This is a genomic window from Blautia sp. CGZ-1-C1 (assembly GCF_056504575.1).
In genome coordinates this window covers 1-17551 of the sequence record NZ_JBWLUT010000132.1, presented here as the reverse complement: position 1 = coordinate 17551, position 17551 = coordinate 1, and the positions used below count along the sequence as shown (strand labels likewise).

Here is a 17551-nt window from a genome sequence, read left to right as displayed (position 1 = left end):
CCCAATTAAAACGTAAAACAATACGTAAAAAAAGAAAGAGGAAACGGGGAATAAGAATGAAGAAACAAGGGAAACTATTGTTAAAGTATCTGCTCCTTTTGGTAATAACCGTTCTTGTACTGGGCTGTTTTAGTGTATCCGCGGCAACAAAGACAGGATTTGTGACTCAGAATGGTAAGACTTATTACATAAACAAAGACGGTTCCAAACAAAAAGGATGGCTGGAACTGAATGGCAAGAAATATTACTTTAATAAGACGACCGGCGTTCAGCTTAAAGGCTGGGCAAAAGATTCCAGTGGGAAAACAGTCAGATACTTCACCAGTGGTGCGGGATATATGGTAACAGGATTTATCACAGATGCCAAAGGAAACACCCGCCACTTTGATGAGAAAACAGGACTTATGACAAGAGGCTGGCTGACAGATTCTCAAAATTATAAGTATTATTTTTACAGTGGTTCCGGTGTCATGGCCAAGGGCTGGGTAGAGAATAAACAGGAGCAAAAACGTTATTTCAGCCAGTCAAATGGGCGTATGTGCACCGGATGGATAAAGAGCACAGCCGGAAATTACAGATATTTTAAACCTTCCAATGGAATCATGTATGTGGGCCTGGAGAAAGTAGATGACGATTATTATTATTTTTCCAAGTCAACAGGTGTTCGCTACCAGAAAGGTTTCGGAACGGTTGGAAGTAAGAAATATTATTTTGATCCATCAGACGGTAAAGCGAAGACTGGCTGGCTGACACTGGATGGAAAGAAATACTATTTTAACGACGCTGGTGTTATGCTGGCAGATACGATTGCTGCTATTGATGGAACTACATACCGGTTTGATTCAAATGGTGTGGCGACAAAGACATCGTCCGATAACTATACGATAGACGGCAATTACGTTAAAGTATACGACGCCAAGAATGGCAAATACTATTATATGGAAAAGCAGTTCATACAGCATCCGGGAATTGCAGATGGAACAGTATCAGATCTTGACCTGCTGGCAGCGGTATGCGACGCCGAGGCAGGTGATCAGGGTGTGATTGGAATGGAAGACAGTTGCCCTTTGCGTATTAAACTGTACGATTGACGAGTATAAGGAATTCCCTTCACAGATTCGTTACGTAGTATATCAGGGAAAACCAACTCAGTATGCGGTCGTTACAGACGGTGCACTGCTTAAGAGACTGAACGGTCAGTTTGAGGACAGAACAAATGCTTATGCAGCCGCAAAAGCAGCAATGGAAATGTTTAACGATTACGTAAATCGTGGCACGAAGAGATCACTCCCAGGATTTACAACAAAGGATTTCAATTACAAATTCTTTATGACTCCGGCAGCATTTAAGGCACAGAACCTCAATTTCAGCAAACTGGAGTATGAGCAGTATAAAGGACATGTGTTCTTTGTAGACTGGATTTCCGGCTGATATCTGGCGAATTAACGCTTTAAGTTGATAAAATAACGGCGGAATATACAGGAAATTCCTTGACAAATAAAATCTGTGTTTGTATACTTTCAAGTATCAAGTCAGAGGCAAAAGACCTTTTGGCTCTGACATCAATTATATAAGGATTTGAAAGAGAATTTATAATAACTCATAATAGTTCTTTTGGAAATCCATATGATATGAAAAAGCACAGATGGGAAAGAGTAACGTAAGGGAAGCATACAGAGAGCAGCCGGCAGGTGAGAGGCGCATGGGGAACTTATGTGAATACCTCCCGGAGCTCTGCACTGAACACCGACACTACGCAGATAAGAAATGTTAATGTTCCTGGATTCATAACATTAACCTGTTTGCGAAACAATATACTGGAAGGTAAGTAGGCTGTAGCGGAGTGGCATCCGTTAACATGCTTAAGTAACAGGGCACTGCTGATTATGTTAAATAACAGAGGCTGCAATTGGTTACTTATGGAGGCAGAGAATGCGAGTTTTCTGCGAATTTAGGTGGTAACGCGGGACCCGGTTCTCGTCCTAAACGGACAGGACCGGGTTTTATTATTGTAATTACGAGGAGGAAACAAACAATGACAGTTTGGGACGAGCTGAAAGCCCGTGGTCTGATTGCCCAGGTAACAGACGAAGAAGAAATCAAAGAAATGGTAAATAACGGAAAAGCTACATTTTACATTGGCTTTGACCCGACCGCAGACAGCCTTCATGTCGGACATTTCATGGCACTCTGTCTGATGAAACGTCTGCAGATGGCTGGAAACAGACCAATCGCATTATTAGGCGGTGGCACAGGTATGATCGGAGACCCATCCGGAAGATCTGACATGCGTAAAATGATGACAGTAGAAACTATCCAGCACAATATCGACTGCTTTAAGAAACAGATGGAGCGTTTCATCGATTTCTCAGATGGTAAAGCATTAATGGTAAACAACGCTGACTGGCTGATGAATTTAAACTATGTAGAGGTACTTCGTGATGTTGGACCACATTTCTCTGTAAACCGTATGCTTTCTCATGAATGCTACAAACAGCGTATGGAACGTGGACTGACATTCCTTGAGTTTAACTACATGATCATGCAGAGCTACGATTTCTACATGCTGTACCAGAAATATGGCTGTACCATGCAGTTTGGTGGAGATGACCAGTGGGCAAATATGCTTGGCGGTACAGAGCTGATTCGTCGTAAACTTGGCAAAGATGCATACGCAATGACAATCACACTTCTTCTGAACTCTGAAGGTAAGAAGATGGGTAAAACTCAGTCAGGTGCTGTATGGCTTGATCCGAACAAAACTTCTCCGTTCGATTTCTACCAGTACTGGAGAAACGTGGATGATGCAGACGTTATCAAATGTATGCGTCTCCTCACATTCCTTCCATTAGAGCAGATCGATGAGATGGCAAAATGGGAAGGAAGCCAGTTAAACAAAGCAAAAGAAATCCTTGCATATGAACTGACAAATCTGGTTCATGGCGAAGAAGAAGCAAAGAAAGCACAGGAAGGTGCAAGAGCACTTTTCGCGGGCGGCGCTGACACTGCTCATATGCCGACTACAGAGCTTACAGATGAGGACTTCTCAGAAGAAGAAACGATCGATCTAATCTCCATGCTTGTAAAAACAGGACTGGTTCCGACACGTTCCGAAGGACGTCGCGCGATCGAGCAGGGTGGTGTTTCCATCGACGGTGAGAAGATTACAGATGTGAAATATGTAGTTGCCAAAGATGCACTTGCCGGAGATGGTATAGTGCTTAAGAAAGGCAAAAAGAAATTCAATAAGATTGTTGCAAAATAATACAGTTAATAAAATGCGTAGAATGATCTGGCAGCATTATATAGATAAGAATGAACGCCGGGCGGGATATGCATAGAGTATTATGATATATAAATCTCAGGATATGCAGAATGTCTGCATATCCGATTTCAGGAGGAAAAGGTTATGAAGAAATACGGAGTAAACGAACTTCGTCAGATGTTCCTCGACTTTATGGAGAGTAAAGGACATCTGGTAATGAAAAGCTTTTCCCTGGTACCACAGGGAGATAAGAGTCTTCTGCTGATCAATGCAGGTATGGCTCCGCTGAAACCATATTTTACAGGTGCAGAGATTCCGCCGAGAACAAGAGTAAGTACCTGCCAGAAATGTATCCGTACAGGTGATATCGAGAACGTAGGTAAAACTGCACGTCACGGTACATTTTTCGAAATGCTTGGTAACTTCTCTTTTGGTGATTATTTCAAAACAGAAGCAATTCACTGGTCATGGGAATTCCTGACAGAAGTAGTCGGACTGGACGCAAACCGTCTTTATCCGTCTGTTTATCAGGAGGATGATGAAGCATTCGATATCTGGAACAAAGAAATCGGAATCCCGGCTGACAGAATCTTCCGTTTCGGAAAAGAAGACAACTTCTGGGAGCACGGCGCAGGTCCATGCGGTCCATGTTCTGAAATCTACTATGATCGTGGAGAAAAATATGGCTGCGGTAAACCAGGCTGTACAGTAGGCTGCGACTGCGACCGTTATATGGAAGTATGGAACAATGTATTTACCCAGTTTGAGAACGATGGTAACGGAAACTATACAACTTTGAAACAGAAGAATATCGATACAGGTATGGGACTGGAACGTCTGGCAGTTGTTGTTCAGGATGTAGATTCTATCTTTGATGTAGATACCATCTGCTCCCTGCGTAATCTTGTATGCAAGATTTCCGGCAAAGAATATGAAAAGAACTACAATGATGACGTATCCATCCGTCTGATCACAGACCATATCCGTTCCGCAACATTTATGATCTCCGATGGTATCATGCCTACAAACGAAGGCCGCGGATATGTACTTCGCCGTCTGATCCGTCGTGCAGCACGTCACGGACGTCTTCTTGGTATCGAAGGACCATTCCTTGCCAAATTAAGTGAAGAAGTAATCAACGGTTCAAAGGCAGGATATCCGGAACTGGAAGAGAAGAAAGAATTTATCTTCAAAGTTCTTACAAACGAAGAGAACCAGTTCAATAAGACCATCGACCAGGGTCTTCGTATCCTTGGCGAGATGGAAGATGCAATGACAGCAGCAGGAGAGAAAACTCTTTCCGGCGAAAATGCATTCAAATTATATGATACTTACGGATTCCCGATGGACCTTACAAAAGAGATCCTCGAGGAAAAAGGATATGACATTGACGAAGATGGCTTCCAGAAATGCATGGAAGAGCAGAGAAACAAAGCTCGTTCCGCACGTGAAGTAACTAACTATATGGGTGCTGACGCAACTGTATATGATGATATCGATGTTAACGTTACAACAGAATTTGTAGGATATGACTATCTTACATTTGATTCCAAAGTAACTGTTCTTACAACAGAGACTGAGATCGTAAACTCTCTGATGGAAGGCCAGAAGGGAACAATCTTCGTAGAGCAGACTCCATTCTATGCAACAATGGGTGGTCAGGTCGGAGATACCGGTGTGATCGAGACTGCAAACGGTAAATTCGTAGTAGAGGATACCATCAAACTCCGTGGCGGCAAATTCGGTCATGTAGGACATATGGAATCTGGTATGATCTCCACAGGAGAAACTGTTTCTCTGAAAGTAAACGAAGCTGCAAGAAGAGACACTGAGAAGAACCACAGTGCAACACATCTTCTTCAGAAAGCATTAAAGACTGTACTTGGAAGCCATGTAGAACAGAAAGGTTCTCTGGTAACACCAGACAGACTCCGTTTCGACTTTGCTCACTTCCAGGCTATGACAGCAGAAGAAATCGCACAGACTGAGGCGCTGGTAAACAAAGAAATCCAGGCTGGTCTTGCAGTTCATACAGATGTTATGGATATCGAAGAAGCAAAGAAATCCGGAGCAATGGCTCTGTTTGGTGAGAAATACGACCAGAAAGTACGTGTCGTATCCATGGGCGATTTCTCCAAAGAACTCTGCGGTGGTACTCACGTAGCAAACACAAGCTCCATCATGCTCTTCAAGATCGTTTCTGAATCCGGTATCGCAGCAGGCGTTCGCCGTATCGAAGCTCTTACAGGAAACGGAGTTCTGGAATATTATAAGAAACAGGAAGAACTGCTTTATGCAGCTGCAAAAGCTCTGAAAGCAAATCCTTCTGAGATCGTAGAGAAGATTGGACATCTTCAGGGAGAAGTAAAAGCACTTTCCAGTGAAAACGAATCCTTAAAGAGCAAACTGGCTCAGGGTGCTCTGGGAGATGTTATGGATAAAGTAGTAGAAGTCAAAGGCGTAAAACTTCTGGCTGCAAAAGTAGACGGAGTTGACATGAATGGACTTCGTGACCTCGGAGACCAGCTGAAAGACAAACTCGGTGAAGGTGTTGTCCTTCTGGCAGCAGTAAACGGAGAGAAAGTAAACCTTCTTGCTATGGCAACAGACGCTGCACAGAAAGCAGGCGCTCACGCAGGTAACCTGATCAAAGCGGTAGCTGCTATCGTAGGTGGCGGCGGCGGCGGTCGTCCAAACATGGCACAGGCCGGCGGAAAGAACCCGGCCAAGGCACAGGAAGCTGTAGATGCAGCAGCAGGAATCCTGGAAGGACAGCTGAAATAAAATTTCTGCAAAAATTTCTGCAAAAATTAACCAAAAAGATGTTGACGAACCCACTGACAATGATATATAATATCACTTGTGCAAGAAAAATACCCAGACAGTTGTATTTTAGCACAATCTACAACTGGAGGGAGGTTAGGTGTGAGTCTATGTCAAACGTAATCGTAAAAGAGAACGAGACTTTAGATAGCGCTCTTCGCAGATTCAAAAGAAGCTGCGCAAAAGCAGGAATTCAGCAGGAAATCCGCAAAAGAGAGCATTACGAGAAACCAAGCGTTCGTCGTAAAAAGAAATCTGAAGCCGCAAGAAAACGTAAATATAATTAATTGTGCGCAAAAATCCCTGGCAGTTTGTCAGGGATTTTTATCATAATAAAGAAAAATAATAGGGAAAGATAAAATAATTTCTATTTATTCTAGAAAGTGTAAAAAAAGGAAATTATTAACGATATCAGGGGAAGGAAGTAATCTTGAAGGCAGAGAACAACAAAAAACTGAAAGAAAAGAAAAACTGGATCCTGTTACTGTTAAAGAAACTGGCAAAGATTCTTTTTAACAGAATTTTTTATGTGGCAGTGGCAATGCTTGTACAGCTTGGCTGGATCTTTCTGATGGTATTGCGGCTGGCAGCTTTTTCCAGATATGTGGACATCGTAATTAAACTGGTCGGTGTCGTGCTTGTACTCTGGATTTTAAATAAAGAAATTAATCCGTCATATAAGCTGGCGTGGACGATGCTCATCCTCATCCTGCCGATTCTTGGAGTGGTACTGTATTTTGTGTTTGGACGTTCCAGAATTGCGACGATCATGCAGCAGCATTTTGAACAGCGGATTGAAGAGAGCAGGGAATATCTGCGTGACCGGCCGGAGACAAGGCAGAAGCTGGAAGAACTGGATCCGTCAGCAGCGATCCAGTCCCGATATATTTCGGATGTTTCCAGATTTCCGGTTCATGAGAATACGACCGCGGAATATTTCCAGGTAGGAGATGATATGTTTCCTGTGCTTGTACAGGAACTGAAACAGGCAAAGAAATATATTTTTATTGAATATTTTATCATCAATGATGGTGTGATGTGGCGGACGATCCGCCATATCCTTGAGGAAAAGGCAGCAGAGGGTGTGGATGTGCGCCTGATTTACGATGGATTTGGCTGTCTTACGACATTGCCGCATAAATACTATGAAGAACTTCGTGCAAAGGGAATTAAGTGTCAGGTATTTAATCCGTTCCGGCCATTATTGAACATTATTCAGAACAACCGCGATCACAGAAAGCTTTGTATTATAGACGGCTGGGTAGGTTTTACCGGCGGAATCAATCTGGCAGATGAATATATCAACCAGAAAGAACGCTTTGGACACTGGAAAGATACGGCAGTTATGCTAAAAGGTGAAGCAGTCTGGAATATGACCGCCATGTTTCTTCATATGTGGGCAGTAGTCGGACGATCAGATGAGAGCATCGACTACGAAGCATATTTTCCACATAAATATCACGAAGAAGAATTTGAAAGTGACGGATTTGTCCAGCCATTCTGTGATACACCTCTTGATGAAGAAATCGTTGGTGAAAACGTATATCTGAATATCATAAACAAAGCCAAACGATACGTATATATCTGTACCCCATATCTGATCATCGATAATGAAATGATGACGGCACTTTGCCTGGCAGCAAAGAGCGGAGTTGATGTGCGGATTATGACACCGGGAATTCCGGATAAGAAGCTGGTATTTCTTCTGACACAGTCTTATTACAGACAGTTGTTGGAAGCAGGAGTAAAAATCTATGAATATCAGCCGGGATTTCTCCACGCGAAATCGTTTGTATGTGATGATGAGATTGGCGTGGTGGGAACGATCAATCTGGATTATCGAAGTTTGTATCTTCATTTTGAAGATGGCGTATGGATTTATAAGAATAAAGTTGTGCAGGACATTAAAGATGACTTTACGCAGACAATGGAGTACTGCAATCCTGTAGAACTGGAATTTTGTCTGAACAGAAATATCGGGGTGCGCATGATGCAGAATATTTTCCGCGCGTTTGCACCAATGTTGTAAAAAGTTTAAGAGCTGTTGCTTTGGCGAATAAAATTTGCAAGGCAACAGCTCTTTTGGCATATTTTTATAAAACGGTCTTTATAATAAAATAGAATAAATATGCCGGAGAGAAATTATGGCAAAAAAGTGGATTTCTGTGATATGTGTATGGATTATTTCTTTTACGATACTTCTGACGCCATTGACTGCCAGAGGGCAGAATGAATCGGCAAATGAATCCACACAGGAGAACAGCGGACAGCAGACGGAATCGGCCGATTTGATCCAGGCGCCATCCGGAGTATTGATGGAGGCACAGACCGGAACTGTTATTTATCAGAAGGATTCGGATACAAGGAGAAGCCCTGCCAGTATTACAAAGATCATGACACTGATTCTGATCTTTGACGCGCTGGAAAAGGGAAATCTGAAATTGGATGATATTGTCACTACCAGTGCCTATGCGAAATCCATGGGTGGTTCTCAGGTATTTCTTGAAGAAGGCGAAACCCAGACAGTAGAAACGCTGATTAAATGTATCGTAATCGCTTCCGGAAATGATGCCAGTGTAGCGATGGCAGAACATATTTGCGGGAGTGAGCAGGAATTTGTCCGTCACATGAATGAAAGAGCAACAGAACTTGGAATGAAAAATACACATTTTGAAGATTGCTGTGGTCTGACGGATTCTTCAAATCATTATACAACAGCCAGAGATATTGCGATTATGAGCAGAGAGCTGATTACGAAGTATCCAAAGATTCTGGAGTATTCTTCCATATGGATGGAGAATATCACACATGTGACGAAACAGGGAACAAAAGAATTTGGACTGACAAATACGAATAAGCTGCTTCGCAGTTATGACGGGTGTGTGGGCTTAAAGACAGGAAGCACCAGTCTGGCGAAATATTGTCTCAGCGCAGTGGCAAAAAGAAATAAGATTATTCTGATCGCGGTGGTGATGGCAGCACCGGATTATAAGGTGCGTTTTAAGGACGCGGCATCCATGCTGAATTATGGCTTCTCCAGATGTAGTCTTTACATAGATGAAAAAATGCAGCCTTTACCGGAAGTTCCGGTGAAAAAAGGAAAAGAGAAGAGTGTTCCGTTAGTTTATGAAAAGCAGTTTCAATATCTGAACACAGACGGGGAAACTATTGGAAAAGTAGAAAAGAAACTGAGAATTCACAGAGAGGTAAAGGCACCGTTAAAGAACGGAAGCCAGGCAGGAGAGATGATCTATTCTGCTGATGGAAAAGAGCTGGGCCGGGTACGGATTCTTTATGCCAGGACAATAGGTCAGGCAACCTATTTGGATTGTGTGAAAGAACTTCTGAAGAAATTGTAATTTTTTATGGGCAATAGAATGCTTTTTTACATTGACACCTTACTTTATCTGCCAATATATGATAAACTGTCTTAGAGAGCATTTAAAAAAATCATTCCTGCAGAAAGTCTTTTTCAAATACACTCTGGAATATGAATATACATGAATTTTGAGGGAAAAAGTATGAATCAAAAAAGAAAATCACAGTTGAGGAAAAGCAGATACAAGAAAAAATCTGCAAGACCTGAATATCTTCAGTCAACAGTGCAGCGAGAAACACAGAAAAGAAAACAAAGACGCGGAAGAAAGCGTTTCCGTCTGAAACCACAGATTACAATCGGTGGAATTATAATTCTTGTATTATTGATTGTGCTTGCAGGGAGCAGACTCTTTTTATCTGGTACAAAAGCAGGCAGCGACAAAGCACAGGCAGTATCGTCCTCAAATGCAAAAAAAGCAAAAGGAACTAAAAAAACAAAAGGTTCGAAGAAGGAAAAAGACCTTGTTGAAATGGAAGAGAGCAAGGAAATCTTCTTTGAGCCGCACTGCGTAGATTCAACGAAGCCGGAAAATCTCATCAGCTATACAAACATTGAAGTGGATGGAAATCTGCTTGAAAATGTTGCAGACTATAAGCCGGATGAAGATATTACATTTAATGTAGGACAGGAATATACAAATGTAGATGGAGTTGTTACATTCCGAGGAAACAGTTTCCGTGATAATCCGACATATGGATATGCAAATATGACGAATTATAAATTAAACAAACTGTGGTCAGCAGATACCGGTTCTCTTTCTTCCGGCAGTGCAGTCTGGACCGGAAGCGGATGGACCGGACAGCCGCTTATGGCAAAATGGCCAAAAGAAGTGAAAGCTCATATGAACATGACAGAAAAAGCCAAGGCAGACGATGATCTGGTCGAGGTGATCTATGCATGCATGGATGGATATGTATATTTCCTGAATCTGAGAACAGGAGAGAAAACCCGCGATCCATTATATCTTGGATATACTTTCAAAGGCGCAGGTGCCCTGGACCCGAGAGGCTATCCGATTATGTATGTCGGTGCCGGATACAACAGTAACGAAGGAACTGCAAGAGTATTTGTTGTAAACCTGCTGGATTGCAGTGTTATGTATACATTTGGAGATAATGATGAATTCTCGCTCCGCGGCAGTCTGAGCTTCTTTGACGGATCGGCGCTTGTAGATGCCGAGACAGATACCCTGATTTATCCTGGAGAAAACGGAATCGTATATCTGATCAAACTGAATACTAATTATGATCAGAACAATGGCACATTATCTATTAACCCTGGTAAGACTGTAAAATGGCGCTATTATGGTACCAGAAGCAGCACAGAATCATTCTGGATCGGAATGGAAGATAGTGCTGCGATTTATAAAGGTTATGCATTTATGGCAGATAACGGGGGAAATCTGATGTGCCTGAACTTAAATACCCTGCAGCTTGTATGGGGACAGGATACACTTGATGATTCAAACTCGACACCGGTTCTGGAAATTGAAAACGGACATCTGTATCTGTATGTGAGCACATCTTTCCGGCTTGGCTGGAGAAGCTATGATTCAGCGACGATTCCAATCTGGAAGATTGATGCAGAGACAGGAGAAATCGTATGGCATACAGACTATCAATGCTATACAGATGATGGCGTATCCGGTGGCGTTCAGTCCACGATTGCCTGTGGAAAGAACGAACTTTCCGATTACATATATGTGACAGTATCCAAGACTTCTGACAATGCATCCGGAGTCCTTGCCTGCCTGAAAAAATCCGATGGTTCCAAAGTATGGGAGGATTCCTCTTCCTATGCATGGTCCTCTCCGGTCTGCGTCTATAACGAGGATGGGAGCGGAAAAGTTCTTTATTGCAACAGTAGCGGTGATGTCCGTCTCCTGGATGGCAAGACCGGTAAACTGGAGGATACCGTGTCGATCAGTGATGGCGTCATCGAGGCTTCGCCGGCTGTGTATGATAATTATATGGTCGTTGGAACCAGAGACTGCAAGATCTGGGGAATCCAGTTACAGTAAAATAGCAGTGAGTAATTTAAGAGCAGTATTGCATTACGCGGTACTGCTCTTAAAAGCGTTGTTACTGGGAACGGAGTGAACAGTAACACAGTGCTTTTAAAACTTTGACAAAAGACATAGACAGGATGTATAATAAAATCCAAATGGGTATTGCGGGTGGCAAAAAACAAAAAGGAAGGTATATACAATGAAAGAAATCCGTACAGAAGATGCAGTGGGACATATTTTGTGCCACGACATCACACAGATTATCAAAGATGTAAAAAAAGGGGTGCTTTTTAAGAAAGGACACATTGTCAGGGAAGAGGATATTCCTCTTTTACTTTCTGTGGGAAAAGAACACTTATATGTCTGGGAGAAGAAGGAAGGAATCCTTCACGAGAACGAAGGTGCAGAGATTCTTTATCAGATCTGTGCCGGAGATTCAGATACCATGCATGGATCTGATATCAAAGAAGGAAAGATTGAGCTGATCGCAGACATCGACGGTGTACTTAAGATCCGCAGAGATGCATTGGTTGCGGTTAATTCACTTGGAGAGATGATGATCGCGTCCCGCCATGGAGATTTTCCGGTAAAAAAAGGCGATAAGCTTGCAGGAACCAGAATTATTCCGTTAGTGATCGAGAAAGAGAAAATGGACCGCGCGAAAGAAGTGGCAGGCAACCAGCCGATTTTCTCTATTCTCCCATATAAGAAGAAAAAAGTGGGAATCGTGACAACAGGAAGCGAAGTACAGAAAGGTCTGATCACAGATACCTTTACCCCTGTTCTGAAAGATAAATTTGCCAGATTTCCGTCAGAGATTCTCGGACAGACAATGCCAGGGGATGATATGGAACAGATTACAGCTGATATCCTGAAATTTATTGAGGATGGAGCAGATATTGTAGTCTGCAGCGGCGGCATGAGTGTTGACCCGGATGACAGAACACCTGGCGCGATCAAAGCGACAGGAACCCGTATCGTATCTTATGGTGCACCGGTACTTCCGGGGGCAATGATGCTGGTTTCCTATTATGAGAAAGATGGAAAACAGATTCCGATTCTGGGACTTCCGGGATGCGTGATGTATGCGAAGAATACGATTTTTGATCTGTTACTGCCAAGACTGATGGCAGATGATGAAATCACCGCATCAGAGATCAATCAGCTGGGAGAGGGCGGACTCTGCCTGAATTGTGATGTCTGTACCTTCCCGAATTGTGGATTTGGAAAATAAGGAAAAATAAGGAAAGACCAGATGAAAAGATTCAGAACCGTACACTATACGATTCATTCAGAGAAAATCAAAGACGCCAGAGGAGTCCGATTCGCAGTTATTGCAGATCTCCACGGTGTGGAATTTGGTCCTGATAATCACCGGCTTCTCGAAACAATCAACAAATACAGACCGGATGGAATTCTTATCGCAGGGGACATAATCGTAAGAAATGATTCGGAGTCTATGAAAAAGGCAGAATCACTTTTGAAGAGATTTTCGGCGCAGTATCCGGTTTATTATGCACTGGGAAACCACGAGTATAAACTGTATCGGAGCAACCCGGAAGAAAATGAGTTTGCAGGGGAATATCAGGAGTATGAAAACGAGCTGAGAGAAGCTGGTGTTGAAATTCTGCATAATGATTTCAGCAAATTAAAGGTTGGAAAAACCGGCATTACCGTTTATGGCCTGGAGATTCCGCTGATCTATTACAAGAAACCATTCTCTCCCAGACTTCACACAGAGGAAGTCAGAGAACTGATTGGAGAACCCTCTGAAGATTCACTGAATATTCTGCTTGCGCATAGTCCAAAATACGGCGATACTTATTTTGACTGGGGAGCAGATCTTATTTTAAGTGGACATTATCATGGAGGAATTGTGAGGCTGAACAGACACAAAGGACTGCTTTCTCCACAGCTTCAGCCATTTCCTGCATTTTGCTGCGGGGATTTTCACAGAGACAGTCAGCACATGCTGGTAAGTGCCGGAGCCGGGGAACACACGATTCCTGTAAGAATTCATAATCCCAGAGAAGTTCTGATTGTAGATTTGAAACCGTATTTGAGATGAGAGGTGTTTTCGTATGGGAATTCCGGTAAAACTGGAAGTTTTTGAGGGTCCGCTCGACCTGCTGTTACATCTGATTGAAAAGAATAAAATAGATATTTATGATATTCCTATTGTGGAGATCACAGACCAGTATATGGAATATATCCATGCAATGGAACGCGAAGACTTAGGAGTTATGAGTGAGTTCATGGTCATGGCCGCTACACTTCTGGATATCAAGTGTAAAATGCTTCTCCCGAAAGAGGTAAATGAAGAGGGCGAAGAGGAAGATCCACGCGCAGAACTGGTTGAGAAACTTCTGGAATATAAGATGTATAAATTCATGTCTTATGAATTGAAAGACAAAATGGATGATGCAGCCAATGTATTTTTTAAAGAGCCAACTCTGCCAGATGAGGTCATGCAGTACAAAGAACCGGTAGATCCAAAAGAATTGCTGGCAGGACTGACACTGGAGAAATTAAATGCTATCTACAAATCGATCATCCGCAGACAGGAGGACAAGGTTGACCCGATTCGAAGCAAGTTTGGAACTATCGAAAAAGAAGAAGTCAGCCTGTCAGATAAGATGATCGAGATCAAAGAATTTGCGCGTACCCACAGGAAGTTCAGTTTCCGTAATCTTCTGGAAAGCCAGAGTTCTAAAGTACAGGTGATAGTCACTTTTCTGTCGATACTGGAGCTGATGAAAATGGGACATATTCATGTCGAGCAGGATGGACTGTTTGATGATATCTCTGTAGAAGTACAGACGGATCCGGATACCTGGAAGAATCTTACCGAATTTGCAGAAGAAGAGTAACAGGAAAGGGTAAGAAAATGGAATAGAAATACAGGCAGTGTCTGCACGGATACGCAGTATGCAAAAGATAAATGCGTAACAAAAGGATAAGGAATGAGGAAGACTGAGTGAAGATTAAGGAGACAGAAGCAGCTATCGAAGCGATACTTTTTGCCATGGGCGGTTCCGTGGAACTGCCCCGGATAGCCAAAGCCATCGGGGTGGATGAGAAGACAACCGGAAGGATCATCCGCAATATGATGGACCGCTATCAGGAAGAGAACAGAGGAATCCAGATCATAGAACTGGAAAATTCCTTCCAGATGTGTACCAAAAAAGAATATTATGAATATCTGATCAATATTGCGCTGCATCCTCAGAAGCCGGCACTCTCAGATGTTATGCTGGAAACCTTGTCCATTATCGCATACAAGCAGCCGGTGACAAAAGTAGAGATCGAGAAGATCCGCGGGGTAAAATGTGACCACGCGATCAATAAGCTGGTAGAATACAATCTGGTCAGAGAGCTTGGAAGACTGGATGCCCCCGGGCGCCCCATATTATTTGGAACTACCGAAGAATTTCTGCGGTGTTTCGGCGTTCAGGATCTGGAATCACTGCCTGTACCCGATCCGGTACAGATTGAGGACTTTAAGGCTGAGGCGGAAGAAGAAATCCAGTTGAAACTGGATGTTTAACCGACAGGAATGAATTTTAGAATACGCTTTGGCATGGTTACCTGTATCAAAGGACATTTAAGATTATAGCATTTCAGGAAAATACGGGAAGGAGAATATGGTTATGCCAACCACATATGCACACGATTTATTTGGAAAAGAAGTATACAAAAAACTGCCGTCAGATATGAAGGCGCTGATTCGCAGACATGGAGATCTGTACAGGATCGGTCTGCACGGACCGGACATTCTGTTCTACTATATGGTTTCAAAGAATCCAGTCACTCAGTTTGGAATCGATATGCATCATGAGAAGGCAAGAGCCTTTTTCGAAGAAGGAATGCGCCAGGTACGCAGAAACAATGATGAAGCGCTCCTTGCGTATCTTCTGGGATTTGGCTGCCATTATATGTTTGACTCAGCATGCCACCCATATGTGAACCAGATGGCTGCAGAAGGAGTCGTTCCTCATATCGTTCTCGAGAAAGAATTTGATCGTGTGCTTATGGAAGAAACCGGCAAAGATCCGGACCACTATTACCCGGCTTGCGGTATTGTCCCGAAAATGGAATATGCAAAAGTTATTCACAGAGCTATTCCGCTTGTAAAAACCATAAACATTTATCTTTCTGTCAAAATGATGAAAATTCTTACAAACTTTATGGTATGCGATGACCAAGGAAGAAAACGCAGAATCATCGGAAAAATTCTGAGCTTTGGAGGAAAATCCATCGGCTCCGTAATCGAACACTTTATGACCGCCGAGGCGGTAGAACAGGCAAAGGCGCCAATCCCTGAATTAAAGAGGCTGTATCAGGAGGCAATCCCCGAAACGGCAGAATATCTGAAGGAACTTTATACCTTAAGAGAAGGTGCATATCATCTGAGCGCACGATGGAATCGTACCTATAATGGCTGAGACATTGGCAAATATATCGAAATAATTCGGGCGTTTATGAAATATCATATCGGTTAGTCATATTCCGGACATGTTGGCATAAGTTATTTAATAAATAAATGCCAGGCAGGTGAGGTGGAATATGAGGATGGAGACATATTGCCGCTGTCACGATCGTGACGGCGGTATTGTTGTTTACACAGACTTCTGCTTCCGTACAAGGAGGAGAAAATAAGATACCTCAGATGGTAGATATGACACCGGCTATCGAGGAACCGTCAGAACTACACGCATTATCGGCAGTCTTGATGGATGGAGATTCCGGCAGAGTGCTTTATGAAAAGGATGGAAAGACACCTCTTGCAAATGCTAGCACAACAAAAGTACTTACCTGTATTGTGGCATTGGAGAGTTCGCCGGGAGATGATTATGTACAGGTTTCCCAGAATGCAGCTTCCCAGCCGGAAGTCAGGCTGGGACTTCAGAAAGGAGAACAGTACTATCTGGAGGATCTTTTATATTCTCTGATGCTGAAAAGTCACAACGATACAGCAGTCGCCATCGCAGAACACTGTGGGGGAACAGTGGAAGGCTTTGCCAGAATGCTGAACCGAAAAGCAAAACAGATTGGATGTAAGGATACGTACTTTATTACGCCAAACGGTCTGGATGCGCAGGACGAAAATGGCAAACATCATACGACCGCAGAGGATCTGGCACTGATCATGCGGTATGCCATCAAAAATAAAACTTTCCTGCACATTTCCCAGACCAGAGATTACACTTTTTCAGAAATCACAGGAAAACGGACTTTCTCCGTACATAATGCCAATGCACTGCTTGATATGATGGACGGAGTTCTCGCAGGAAAAACAGGCTATACTTCCCAGGCAGGGTACTGCTATGTGTGTGCCTGGGAAGAGGAAGGGAAAACTTTTGTAGTCAGTCTTCTTGGCTGCGGATGGCCCAATCATAAAACATACAAATGGAGCGATACGAAAAAACTGTTAAGCTACGGGGCCTATAATTATGACTATGAAACCTACTGGCAGGAGCCACATACGAGTAAGATTCTGGTAACGGATGGGGTGGAAAATATGCAGAATATAGGTGAGAAAGTCTATCTGAGGGGTAAATGCAGCGTAACATCCGAGGACCGTGAAAAAGAAATACTTCTCAAAAAAGGGGAGGCAGTAACCTGCAAGACGGAAATTCCACAGAAGGTAAGCGCCCCGGTTCTGAAAGGGGAGAAACTGGGACGTATCGCTTATTATCTGGATGGAAAACTGATCGATTTCTATCCTGTTTATGCGGAAAGATCTGTAGAGAAGATCAGCTTTAAATGGTATACAGAAAAGGTATTTCACGATTTTTTCCATTAAAATACTTAATGAAAGAGCTGAAAAGGCAGGGAAAAGAGATAAAAAGACAACGAAAACAGGTTGATTTCAGGAAGAAGGATGTCTATAATAAATACGGAGAGATTTTCTTAAAGTATGTAAGGGAATCTCTTCATATCCTGAATACAGGCATAAAACGTACAAAACAGGCAGCAAAAGTTTTTGATGGAAACATTTCTATCGGATATATTCACACACAGGGCCGCAATTTTATCCCAAAGCTGGTCAGAGCCTTGCCATAGAATCATTTGT

15 protein-coding genes are annotated in these 17551 nt (G+C 42.8%); all 15 read left to right on the top strand.

The genetic code is table 11. The features are described from left to right. Window positions 1-56 precede the first annotated feature (56 nt). The 15 genes from AC058W_RS12810 (at window position 57) to AC058W_RS12740 (ending at window position 17541) form a co-directional block, all read left to right on the top strand. Entirely contained in the window at window positions 57-1091 is a 1035-nt protein-coding gene (locus AC058W_RS12810; protein WP_479390156.1) for an N-acetylmuramoyl-L-alanine amidase family protein, read from the top strand. Then, complete coding sequence (locus AC058W_RS12805) at window positions 1045-1431, top strand: cell wall hydrolase (protein WP_479390155.1); 387 nt, start codon at window positions 1045-1047, stop codon at window positions 1429-1431. Before AC058W_RS12810 ends, AC058W_RS12805 begins: the two co-directional genes overlap by 47 nt. 604 nt (window positions 1432-2035) lie before the next feature. Beyond that, on the top strand, window positions 2036-3265 hold the full coding sequence (tyrS, locus tag AC058W_RS12800; RefSeq protein WP_117674782.1) for a tyrosine--tRNA ligase: 1230 nt from the start codon (window positions 2036-2038) through the stop codon (window positions 3263-3265). A gap of 144 nt (window positions 3266-3409) precedes the next feature. Next, window positions 3410-6049: an alanine--tRNA ligase gene (gene alaS / locus AC058W_RS12795; RefSeq protein ID WP_479390154.1), complete on the top strand. Its 2640-nt coding sequence runs from the start codon at window positions 3410-3412 to the stop codon at window positions 6047-6049. A 149-nt stretch (window positions 6050-6198) separates the two neighbouring features. Beyond that, window positions 6199-6375 carry a 30S ribosomal protein S21 gene (gene rpsU / locus AC058W_RS12790; RefSeq protein ID WP_004222305.1) on the top strand — a complete coding sequence of 59 codons (177 nt, stop codon included), beginning with the start codon at window positions 6199-6201 and terminating at the stop codon, window positions 6373-6375. 254 nt (window positions 6376-6629) lie between these two features. Further along, window positions 6630-8117, top strand: a complete 1488-nt coding sequence (gene cls, locus AC058W_RS12785; protein WP_182439713.1) for a cardiolipin synthase — start codon at window positions 6630-6632, stop codon at window positions 8115-8117. Between the two features lie 115 nt (window positions 8118-8232). Beyond that, window positions 8233-9447, top strand: a complete 1215-nt coding sequence (locus AC058W_RS12780) for a D-alanyl-D-alanine carboxypeptidase family protein (protein ID WP_479390153.1) — start codon at window positions 8233-8235, stop codon at window positions 9445-9447. A gap of 162 nt (window positions 9448-9609) precedes the next feature. Next, complete coding sequence (locus AC058W_RS12775; protein ID WP_479390152.1) at window positions 9610-11487, top strand: outer membrane protein assembly factor BamB family protein; 1878 nt, start codon at window positions 9610-9612, stop codon at window positions 11485-11487. 187 nt (window positions 11488-11674) lie between these two features. Next, window positions 11675-12709: a molybdopterin-binding protein gene (locus AC058W_RS12770; RefSeq protein WP_479390151.1), complete on the top strand. Its 1035-nt coding sequence runs from the start codon at window positions 11675-11677 to the stop codon at window positions 12707-12709. A gap of 21 nt (window positions 12710-12730) precedes the next feature. Further along, the gene (locus tag AC058W_RS12765; protein ID WP_479390150.1) at window positions 12731-13543 is read left to right on the top strand and encodes a metallophosphoesterase; all 813 of its coding nucleotides are present in this window, start codon (window positions 12731-12733) and stop codon (window positions 13541-13543) included. A gap of 13 nt (window positions 13544-13556) precedes the next feature. Further along, window positions 13557-14345 carry a segregation and condensation protein A gene (locus AC058W_RS12760; protein ID WP_117674788.1) on the top strand — a complete coding sequence of 263 codons (789 nt, stop codon included), beginning with the start codon at window positions 13557-13559 and terminating at the stop codon, window positions 14343-14345. A gap of 107 nt (window positions 14346-14452) precedes the next feature. Further along, window positions 14453-15022: an SMC-Scp complex subunit ScpB gene (scpB, locus tag AC058W_RS12755; RefSeq protein ID WP_118247946.1), complete on the top strand. Its 570-nt coding sequence runs from the start codon at window positions 14453-14455 to the stop codon at window positions 15020-15022. A 103-nt stretch (window positions 15023-15125) separates the two neighbouring features. After that, window positions 15126-15920: a zinc dependent phospholipase C family protein gene (locus AC058W_RS12750; RefSeq protein WP_178413998.1), complete on the top strand. Its 795-nt coding sequence runs from the start codon at window positions 15126-15128 to the stop codon at window positions 15918-15920. Between the two features lie 224 nt (window positions 15921-16144). Next, window positions 16145-17281, top strand: a complete 1137-nt coding sequence (locus AC058W_RS12745) for a D-alanyl-D-alanine carboxypeptidase family protein (protein ID WP_479390149.1) — start codon at window positions 16145-16147, stop codon at window positions 17279-17281. Further along, window positions 17242-17541: a hypothetical protein gene (locus tag AC058W_RS12740; protein WP_479390148.1), complete on the top strand. Its 300-nt coding sequence runs from the start codon at window positions 17242-17244 to the stop codon at window positions 17539-17541. The genes AC058W_RS12745 and AC058W_RS12740 overlap by 40 nt, the downstream gene beginning before the upstream one ends. Window positions 17542-17551: the final 10 nt, after the last annotated feature.

Bases quoted from the DNA above. Each gene is read 5' to 3' on its own strand.
- AC058W_RS12775 (WP_479390152.1), top strand. From the start codon at position 9,610: ATGAATCAAAAAAGAAAATCACAGTTGAGGAAAAGCAGATACAAGAAA.
- AC058W_RS12760 (WP_117674788.1), top strand. From the start codon at position 13,557: ATGGGAATTCCGGTAAAACTGGAAGTTTTTGAGGGTCCGCTCGACCTG.
- AC058W_RS12765 (WP_479390150.1), top strand. From the start codon at position 12,731: ATGAAAAGATTCAGAACCGTACACTATACGATTCATTCAGAGAAAATC.
- AC058W_RS12740 (WP_479390148.1), top strand. From the start codon at position 17,242: ATGGTATACAGAAAAGGTATTTCACGATTTTTTCCATTAAAATACTTA.
- cls (WP_182439713.1), top strand. From the start codon at position 6,630: ATGCTTGTACAGCTTGGCTGGATCTTTCTGATGGTATTGCGGCTGGCA.
- AC058W_RS12750 (WP_178413998.1), top strand. From the start codon at position 15,126: ATGCCAACCACATATGCACACGATTTATTTGGAAAAGAAGTATACAAA.
- AC058W_RS12745 (WP_479390149.1), top strand. From the start codon at position 16,145: ATGGTAGATATGACACCGGCTATCGAGGAACCGTCAGAACTACACGCA.
- tyrS (WP_117674782.1), top strand. From the start codon at position 2,036: ATGACAGTTTGGGACGAGCTGAAAGCCCGTGGTCTGATTGCCCAGGTA.
- AC058W_RS12770 (WP_479390151.1), top strand. From the start codon at position 11,675: ATGAAAGAAATCCGTACAGAAGATGCAGTGGGACATATTTTGTGCCAC.
- rpsU (WP_004222305.1), top strand. From the start codon at position 6,199: ATGTCAAACGTAATCGTAAAAGAGAACGAGACTTTAGATAGCGCTCTT.
- alaS (WP_479390154.1), top strand. From the start codon at position 3,410: ATGAAGAAATACGGAGTAAACGAACTTCGTCAGATGTTCCTCGACTTT.
- AC058W_RS12780 (WP_479390153.1), top strand. From the start codon at position 8,233: ATGGCAAAAAAGTGGATTTCTGTGATATGTGTATGGATTATTTCTTTT.
- AC058W_RS12810 (WP_479390156.1), top strand. From the start codon at position 57: ATGAAGAAACAAGGGAAACTATTGTTAAAGTATCTGCTCCTTTTGGTA.